This window comes from Pseudomonas sp. MD195_PC81_125 (assembly GCF_014060985.1).
Classification (GTDB): Bacteria; Pseudomonadota; Gammaproteobacteria; order Pseudomonadales; family Pseudomonadaceae; genus Aquipseudomonas; species Aquipseudomonas parakoreensis.
In genome coordinates, this window is sequence record NZ_JABULD010000681.1 from 1 (window position 1) to 8,301 (window position 8,301).

Annotated in this window: 7 protein-coding genes and 2 pseudogenes; 4 read left to right on the forward strand and 5 right to left on the reverse strand. The window is 61.1% G+C overall.

What is annotated here, in order from left to right; genetic code table 11:
* Positions 1-96 precede the first annotated feature (96 nt).
* The 5 genes and pseudogenes from HT737_RS26630 to HT737_RS26650 form a co-directional block, all read right to left on the reverse strand.
* Complete coding sequence (locus tag HT737_RS26630) at positions 97-321, reverse strand: MbtH family protein (RefSeq protein ID WP_016985437.1); 225 nt, start codon at positions 319-321, stop codon at positions 97-99.
* An 82-nt stretch (positions 322-403) separates the two neighbouring features.
* On the reverse strand, positions 404-1,816 hold the full coding sequence (locus HT737_RS26635; protein WP_182404328.1) for an aspartate aminotransferase family protein: 1,413 nt from the start codon (positions 1,814-1,816) through the stop codon (positions 404-406).
* Positions 1,817-1,959: 143 nt separating this feature from the next.
* Positions 1,960-2,444, reverse strand: a pseudogene (locus HT737_RS26640) (N-acetyltransferase family protein).
* Positions 2,445-2,646: 202 nt separating this feature from the next.
* Positions 2,647-3,969, reverse strand: coding sequence for an ATP-binding protein (locus tag HT737_RS26645; RefSeq protein WP_182404330.1), 1,323 nt, complete (start codon positions 3,967-3,969; stop codon positions 2,647-2,649).
* Entirely contained in the window at positions 3,969-4,649 is a 681-nt protein-coding gene (locus HT737_RS26650; RefSeq protein ID WP_007969056.1) for a response regulator, read from the reverse strand. Before HT737_RS26650 ends, HT737_RS26645 begins: the two co-directional genes overlap by 1 nt.
* A 295-nt stretch (positions 4,650-4,944) precedes the next feature.
* On the opposite strand from HT737_RS26650, the gene HT737_RS26655 reads away from it, so the two are divergent.
* The 4 genes and pseudogenes from HT737_RS26655 to HT737_RS26670 all read left to right on the forward strand — a co-directional run.
* Positions 4,945-5,331, forward strand: a complete 387-nt coding sequence (locus HT737_RS26655) for a hypothetical protein (RefSeq protein WP_182404331.1) — start codon at positions 4,945-4,947, stop codon at positions 5,329-5,331.
* Positions 5,321-5,629 (forward strand): hypothetical protein, encoded by a 309-nt coding sequence (locus HT737_RS26660; RefSeq protein ID WP_182404332.1) that lies wholly within the window; start codon positions 5,321-5,323, stop codon positions 5,627-5,629. The genes HT737_RS26655 and HT737_RS26660 overlap by 11 nt, the downstream gene beginning before the upstream one ends.
* Positions 5,630-5,719: 90 nt before the next feature.
* Positions 5,720-7,490: pseudogene (gene dsbD / locus HT737_RS26665) on the forward strand (protein-disulfide reductase DsbD).
* On the forward strand, positions 7,491-8,301 hold an 811-nt coding region (locus HT737_RS26670), incomplete at its 3' end, for a TlpA disulfide reductase family protein (protein WP_182404333.1). It abuts the pseudogene before it with no gap.

The following is an 8,301-nucleotide window of genomic DNA, read 5'->3' on the forward strand; positions in this document are numbered from 1 at the left end:
ACCCTGTAGGAGCTGCCGCAGGCTGCGATCTTTTGAAGCCCATAAAAAACCCGCTGACTTTCACCAGTCCAGCGGGTTTGTTTTTTACCTGTCAGATTACTGAGCAGCCGCCTGCCCTTCCATCTTCTGCCGCAGGCTCAGCGGACGCATGTCGGTCCAGACTTCTTCGATGTAGGCCAGGCATTCCTTCTTCAGGCCGCTCTTGCCCACGGTGCGCCAGCCTTGCGGCACGGCTTTGTAATCCGGCCAGATCGAGTATTGCTCTTCGTGGTTGACCACGACCTGAAAGAGGATGTCCTCGCGGTCGAATACTGACGTCATGCTGGTTCTCCATCGTTGTGAGGGTGGGCTGCAGCCGAGTGCAGCCGGTTATGTAGAAAGAACGTCCGGCGCTGCGAAAAATTTACTCAGCGGCAGTGGCAGCGGCCAAGGCCCGGCCAAATATCTCGGCGACACGGTCGATTTCGGCGGCGGTGATCACCAGCGGCGGCAGGAAGCGCACCACCGCGCCATGCCGGCCGCCCAATTCGAGAATCAGTCCGCGCTTGAGGCATTCGCGCTGCACCAGCGGTGCCAGACGTGCGAACGCGGGTGGATGACCGAGCGCATCCGGTGCGCCGTTCGGGTCAACCAGCTCGACGCCGAGCATCAAGCCACGACCACGAATGTCGCCCAGTTGCGGAAAGTCGCGTTGCAGGATGCGCAGGTGTTCGCCCAGGCGTTCGCCCATGGCGGCGGCATGTTCGCAGACCTTGTGTTCGAGCAGATAACGCATCACCGCGGAGCCGGCGGCCATCGCCATCTGATTGCCACGGAAGGTGCCGGCGTGGGCGCCTGGCTGCCAGGTGTCGAGCCAGTCGCGATAGACCACCACCGCCAATGGCAGGCTGCCGCCGATGGCTTTGGACAACACCACCACGTCGGGGACGATACCGGCGTGTTCGAAGGCAAACATTTTGCCGGTACGGGCGAAACCGCTCTGGATCTCATCGACGATCAGCGCCACGCCAGCCTTCTCGGTAATCCGGCGCAAACCGCGCAGCCACTCGACGTCAGCCGGAATCACCCCGCCTTCGCCCTGCACCGCCTCGACGATCACCGCTGCTGGCAACTGCACGCCGGCTTCAGGATCGTTGAGCAGGTTTTCCAGATAACTCAGGTTGGCTTTGACCCCGGCTGCGCCGCCGAGACCGAACGGACAACGGTAGTCGTACGGAAACGGCATGAATTGCACACCGTTGCTGAGCAAGGCGCCCAGCGGCTTTTTCGGCCCCAGGCTGCCCATCAGGCTCAAGGCGCCCTGGCTCATGCCGTGATAACCGCCGGAGAACGACAGCACCGTGCTGCGCCCGGTGGCGGTGCGCACCAGTTTCAGCGCGGCTTCCACCGCATCGGTGCCGGTCGGCCCGCAGAACTGGATTTTCGCCTCGGCTGCGAGTGCCGGCGGCAGCAGGCCGAACAGGTCCTGGACGAATTGATCCTTCACTGGCGTCGTCAGGTCGAGGGTGTGCAGCGGCAGCTCATCGGCGAGCACTTGCTGGATCGCCTCGATCACCACCGGGTGGTTGTGCCCCAGGGCCAGCGTGCCGGCACCGGCCAGGCAGTCAATGAACGTACGCCCTTCGACATCCTCGACGTACAGGCCCCTGGCACGTTTGAGGGCCAGCGGAATGCGTCGCGGGTAGCTGCGCGCATTGGATTCCTGCTGGCTCTGCCGGGCCAGCAGCGGCGATTCGTTGAACTGATACAGGGTTTCGGCCGGCGCGGCGGTGATCCGCCCCGACGACTCTTCGATAAGGCTGGTGGCGACTGACATCTCTCGACCCCTCAATACGCTATGGATAGTGACCAAAACAGCACACCGCACAGGTGCGCGTTCCGGTCGCGGGGCGCACATGCAGGTTTTCCTGTTCTGGAAACGCTTAAGCGGGGCGAGGATTTAGACCCTTGATCAAGTTGTCAGCCAGGCAATGCCAACGGCTTGTACAGCGTCACGCGGTGCAAGCTTGATCGCTGGCGGGTGGCACCGAATCGCAATAGCCCAGATGTCGATAAAAAGCCGCGCCAATGCGGGTGCTGGCGATGCACGCCTGCGGCACGCCACGAATCCGCAGCCAGCCCTCCAGGTCGCTCATCAGCGCACGTCCTGCGCCACGGCGAAACCATTCCGGCTGCACATGGCAAAAGCCGATGTCACCGCTGGCTGTGGCCATGCCGACCCCCACCGGTTTGTCCTGAAGCAGGGCGATATTCAGGTAGTAATGCGAGTCGGCAAGGCGCGCACTGATGATGTCGGCGGATTGCCGGTCAATCCAGCGGTTGACCTGCTGCGGGTCGTTGCGGTGTTCCAGCGCACAACCGACGCGAATCGAACGCTCGATGATGCGACTGATGAGGCCGGCGTCGGCAGGTTTCGCTGGACGAATGCAGATCGGTGCTTGCATGGCGCGTTCCCTCAATCCATTGAGTCAGAGCAGCCCCGACCTTAGCGCCGCGATTGCCGAATCGCCAACGCACAGACGTTACATTTGATGTGCCACACCACAAATCCCCTGTAGGAGCTGCCGCAGGTGCGATCTTTTGATTTTGATTTTTTCAAGATCAAAAGATCGCACCTGCGGCAGCTCCTACAGGGCGGAAATGTTTTCAGAGGGACTGTAGCGGCATGGTCAGCTCAACGCGCAGCCCATCCGCGCGACTGTCGAAATGCAGGGTGCAGGCGCAGCGCTGGACAATGGCCTGGACGATGGCCAGGCCGAGGCCGCAGCCGGTGCTCTGGCCGTTGCGCCAGAAGCGTTGGGTCAAATGCTGCAGATCTTGCGCCGCAATCCCCGGGCCGTGGTCGCGCACCACAAAACGGGCGCGTTGGCCGACGGTTTCCAGACTCAGCTCCACCTCAGCGTCCGCGGGGGTATGGCGCAGAGCGTTGTCGAGCAGATTGCGCAACGCGGCAATCGACAACACCGCCGGCATTTGCACCGGCGCATTGGAGAGCTGCTTGGGCAAGTGCAGTTTGATGCGCTGACGCTCACCGCCCGCTGCATCCTGCATCGCCAGTTTCGCCACCTGCTCGGCGCTGCACTGCACGCCATCATCGAACGACAGACTGCCCTCGACCCGCGCCAGCAACAGCAGTTGCTCCAGCGTGCGGTGCATGCGGTCGGCGCCCTCCTCGGCCCGCGCCAACGACTGGTCGCGGGCACTGCCTTCGGTCATGCGGGCCACTTGCAGGTGGGTCTTGATGGCGGTCAGCGGGCTGCGCAATTCATGCGCGGCATCACCGGTCAGGCGACGCTCGCGTTCGATGGTCTTGCCGATGCGCTGAAACAGCTGATTCTGGGTATCGAGCAACGGTTTCAGTTCGCTGGGAAACGACTGCAACTGCAACGGTTCCAGCGAGTCGGCGTTACGCCGCATCAAGGCTTCGCGCAGGCGATTGAGCGGCGCCAGGCCCTGGCCGATGCCCAGCCACAACAGGCACAGACAACCGAGCAACGCCACGCCGACCGGCACCGAGGCCGCCAGCAGGATCGACATGTTCAGCGCTTCGCGTTCGATCTGCCGATCAGCCGTAGTGATCCGCACGTCGCCTCGCGCGAGGGTAAAACTGCGCCACGGCGCGCCATCGATCATCTGGTCATGGAAGCCCATTTTTTCTGCTTCCAGGGTTTGCTCGGGACTGCTGTGACTACGCGCGAGAATCTCCCCGCGCAACGAACTGACCTGACAGGCCATGCCGCCGGGAATATTCAATTGTTCGGCGCTGAAATGGGTGCCCTCGCCCTTGCTCGGCAGCGCCGGCAGTTGCTCCAGCAGCCCGGCGACCATGCGCGCCGAAGCCACCAGCCGCTGATCAAGGGAAAACATCATCTGATTGCGCAAGTCGCTGAGCATCCAGGCAGCGGCGAGGGCCCAGATCAGGGCAAACGCGGCGCCGAGGGTCAGGCTCAGGCGCAGACGCAGGCTCATCACTTCTGTTGTTCTCCACCATCGGCCGGCCCAAGGCGATAACCCAGACCGCGCACGGTTTCGACGATGCCCTTGCCGAGTTTGCTGCGCAGGTGGTGGATATGCACGTTGAGGGCGTTGCTCTCCAGTTCATCATTGAAGCCGTAGACGCTGTCCTTCAACTGCTCGGTGGACAACACCCGGCCACGGTTGTGCAACAACGCCTGCAACAGTGATTGCTCGCGGCGCGACAGGTCCACCGGTTGCCCGGCCAGAGTGGTTTCGCGGCTGCTTGGATCGTAGGTCAGCGCACCGTGCTCAATCAGGTTGACGCTGCGCCCGGCAACCCGGCGCAGCAGGGTTTGCAGGCGCGCGAACAATTCACGCAGATCGAAGGGTTTGAGCAGGTAATCGTCAGCCCCGGCTTGCAGGCCGTCGACCCGGTCGGTCACCGAATCGCGCGCAGTCAGGATCAGCACCGGAATTTCCAGGCCCTGCTGACGCAGTTGTTGCAGCAACTTGAGGCCATCTTCGTCGGGCAGGCCAAGATCAAGCACCATCACGTCGAATTCGGCGACCTTGAGCATCGCCCGTGCTTTGGAGGCGGTGTTGACGTGCTCGACCGTCAAGCCTTGGGCTGTCAGGCCGGCGACGATGCCACTGGCGATCAACTCATCGTCTTCGCAAACCAGTACGTGCATGGTGGTTCCCTGAAATAAAAGGCAAGTCGAACAGAACAGGATTAAGCCGCAATTATGGCAGGGCGACAACCAACACGGCAGCGACTCGCTTGTTCGCCAGGTCCGGACTCAAAACTGCCAACAAACCGCTTGCGCAAGAACAAGGCTCAATCAACATGAAAACAAACTAGCCGACATGAAATCCAACACCTTCAAACTATACAGACCCACAACTAAAAACTAACCTCGCTATCGCAAGTTACATACAACTAATCAAAACTTTAAAACACAAATCAACCTATTAAAGGAACCATGAATGAGCAATACAAAAAACTTCGTAGCCGTCGACTGGCGCACCGGCCCCGATCGCATTTATTTCTTCTTCCCGGAGAAAAACAGTTATTCCCGTTTCGACTTCGAGGATAACAAAGTACTTTCCGGCTTCCCCAAGCCGGTGGATGGCAAATGGGAAGGCTTCGACAAGACTGCTGCAGACTTGCGCTTTGGCTTTACCACGACGACCACCCACTGGAACGGTGGCGTCGACACGCTCTGGCTGTTCTACGACGAAGGAACAACACCCTGCGTTTGTGAGTACAGCCAACAAACCGACAAGGCAATCTCGAAAACCCCCATCGCCAAATCAAAGTGGGAAAAAATATTAGCCCTACTACGAAAAAATCGTTGGCGTCATGTGGGCTGAAAGCACAGCACAAAGAGAGAGTTACTGGTTCTTGTTGAATGACGGAAACTATCTGATCTACGAAATATACTCAAAAACCCTGCAAGTACTACCTCTAAATGGCTCGTCCTGGGCACCACTGGAAGAATATAAAAGCCAAATGATGACAGCCGTCACCAATGACTACCCGACCTTCGATACTTACTTTTATGTTTTCCTGAACGACAACCGCTACCTGCGTTATGAACAGAACGCGAAAAAAGTATTTGGCCCGTATACAATCTCCGACTCAACCTGGCCCGGACTGCTGAAGGACTGAGCCACTCGCAGGCACCAGTGAATCGGCGTCGGGTCGCCCATCCGACATCGTGCGGGGCGGTTAATCATCGGTTAATCGCCACCCGCCACTGTGCACCAGACTTGCACAGGGACAAGGCTCCTCCATGCGTCATTTTTTTTCTTTTGTTTTGCACTGCTGATCTCCAGCCTGGCCCAGGCCGGGAACAATCCATTCGAGACCAAACCGGAGTTTCTGCCGGTCGACAAAGCCTTCGTGCTGACCTCCGAACGCCTTGAATCCGGGGAAACCCAGCTGTTCTGGCAGATCACCGACGGCTATTACCTGTACCAGAAACGCCTGAAATTCGACGGTTTGTCGGCAGAGCAGCAGCCGTCGTTGCCCGAGGGCGAGTCGCACAGCGACGAATTCTTCGGTGAACAACCGGTGTATCGCCAAGGGCTGGAGGTGAAAGTCCCGGCCTCGGCCAGCGGTCAGATCAAGGTCAGCTATCAGGTGCTGCGCCGATGCCGGCCTGTGTTATCCGCCGCAGACCCGGGTCATTGACCTGGGCGGCAAAGCAACACCAACGGCCAGTGCTGAAGCGCCGGATCAGGCCCTGGCCAGCAGCCTGCAACAACGGGCGCTGGGCTGGAGCCTGCTGGTGTTCTTCGGCCTCGGCCTGCTGCTGGCGTTTACCCCGTGTTCATTGCCGATGCTGCCGATTCTGGCGGGCATGATTGTCGGCAGCGGCGCCACCCCGCGTCGTGGTTTCGCCCTGGCCAGCAGCTATGTGATCTGCATGGCGCTGGTGTATGCCGCGATGGGTGTGATCGCCTCGTTGCTCGGCGCCAACCTGCAGGCGTGGCTGCAAAATCCGTGGCTGCTGGGTGCCTTTGCGGCGATTTTCGTGGTGTTGGCGCTGCCGATGTTCGGCTTCTTCGAATTGCAATTGCCGGTGGCTTTGCGTGATCGCCTCGAACACGCTTCGCGCAGCCGCAACGGCGGCAGCCTGATCGGCGCCGGAGTGCTCGGCGCGTTGTCCGGTCTGCTGGTCGGCCCGTGCATGACTGCGCCGCTGGCCGGCGCCTTGTTGTACATCGCGCAGAGCGGTAATGCGCTGCACGGTGGCTTGATTCTGTTCGCGCTGGGCATCGGCATCGGTGTGCCGTTGTTGCTGCTGGTGACCGTCGGCAACCGCTTCCTGCCCAAACCCGGGGCGTGGATGAACCTGCTCAAGGGCATCTTCGGTTTCCTGTTCCTCGCGACCGCGCTGCTGATGTTGCGCCCGGTGCTGGACTCGTCGCTGTGGCTGGGCCTGTGCGGCGCGCTGCTGCTGATCGCGGCGTTCTGCGCCTGGAAGCAATCGGAAGGCTTCGGCCGCGTCGCCCAGGTGTTCGGCGCCAGTTCGTTGCTGCTCGGTCTGTGGGGCAGCCTGCTGTTGATCGGTGCCGCTGGCGGCAGTGACGACCCGTATCAACCGTTGCAGGTGTACAGCGCCGGTCGGGTCGCCAGCACCACGCCGAGCGGGCATGACGCGTTCACCACGGTCAAGGATCCGGCAGCCCTGCAGCGCGAACTGGATAGCGCCAAGGCGCAGGGCCAATGGGTGCTGCTCGATTACTACGCCGACTGGTGCGTGTCGTGCAAGGTCATGGAGAAACAGGTGTTCGGCAAGGACAAGGTCCTGCAGGCGCTGAGCGATGTGCGCCTGCTGCGCCTCGACGTCACTGCCGACAATGCCGCCAGCCGCGAGCTGCTCGGCCGCTACAAAGTCCCGGGGCCACCGAGTTTTGTCTGGATCGGCACCGACGGCGAAGAGCGGCGCAGCCAGCGCATTACCGGCGAAGTCGATGCCGAGACGTTCCTGCAACGCTGGACCACCACCCGAGACGCCAATTAAATGCTGACGTTCACCCTCGGCACCTTTGCCATCGCGCTCAACCACCTGTTGCTGATCAGTGCCTTGGCGCTGGCGACCTTTGTCGGCTGGCGGGTGGCCAAGCGTGGTGGCGATAACCCCGAGTCGGCGCTGTTCAGCCTGTTCCTGCTGGGCATGCTCGCGGCGCGCGTGGCCTTTGTGACCCTGTACTGGGGCCACTATCGCAACGATCCGTGGCAGATCATCGACCTGCGCGACGGCGGTTTCCTCGCCTGGCCGGGGGTGATCGTGCTGCTGCTCGCCGCTCTCTATCGCGGCTGGCGTCGCCCGGGGCTGCGTCGGCCACTGGGTTTTGGCGTGGCCAGTGGCGTAGTGTTCTGGCTGTTGGCGACCCTGTCACTGAATATCTACGAACAAGGCACGCGCCTGCCGGACATCACCCTGCGCAACGCCGCCGGCGAGACCATCCAGCTCAGCGACTATCAGGGCGGCCCGCTGGTGATCAACCTGTGGGCAACCTGGTGCCCGCCGTGCCGGCGCGAGATGCCGGTGCTGGAAAATGCGCAACAACAACGCCCGGACCTGACCTTTCTGTTCGTCAATCAGGCCGAAAGCATGCAAAGCGTTGCGACTTTTCTTGAAACCCAGGGCCTGAGCCTGAACAACGTGCTGTTCGACCGCAGCGGTCGACTCGGCCAGGCCGTGGGTTCCATGGCACTGCCAACTACGCTGTTCTATAGCCCTGACGGTCGCTTGCTGAGCAGCCATCTGGGCGAACTGTCGAACGCCAGTCTCGCCCGCGCCCTGGAAAACTTCGACACCCCGAATCCAA

What these genes read in the sequence shown, in the direction of transcription:
- HT737_RS26630 (WP_016985437.1), bottom strand. Translation starts at nt 321, where the DNA reads ATGACGTCAGTATTCGACCGCGAGGACATCCTCTTTCAGGTCGTGGTC.
- HT737_RS26635 (WP_182404328.1), bottom strand. Translation starts at nt 1,816, where the DNA reads ATGTCAGTCGCCACCAGCCTTATCGAAGAGTCGTCGGGGCGGATCACC.
- HT737_RS26645 (WP_182404330.1), bottom strand. Translation starts at nt 3,969, where the DNA reads ATGAGCCTGCGTCTGCGCCTGAGCCTGACCCTCGGCGCCGCGTTTGCC.
- HT737_RS26650 (WP_007969056.1), bottom strand. Translation starts at nt 4,649, where the DNA reads ATGCACGTACTGGTTTGCGAAGACGATGAGTTGATCGCCAGTGGCATC.
- HT737_RS26655 (WP_182404331.1), top strand. Translation starts at nt 4,945, where the DNA reads ATGAGCAATACAAAAAACTTCGTAGCCGTCGACTGGCGCACCGGCCCC.
- HT737_RS26660 (WP_182404332.1), top strand. Translation starts at nt 5,321, where the DNA reads ATGTGGGCTGAAAGCACAGCACAAAGAGAGAGTTACTGGTTCTTGTTG.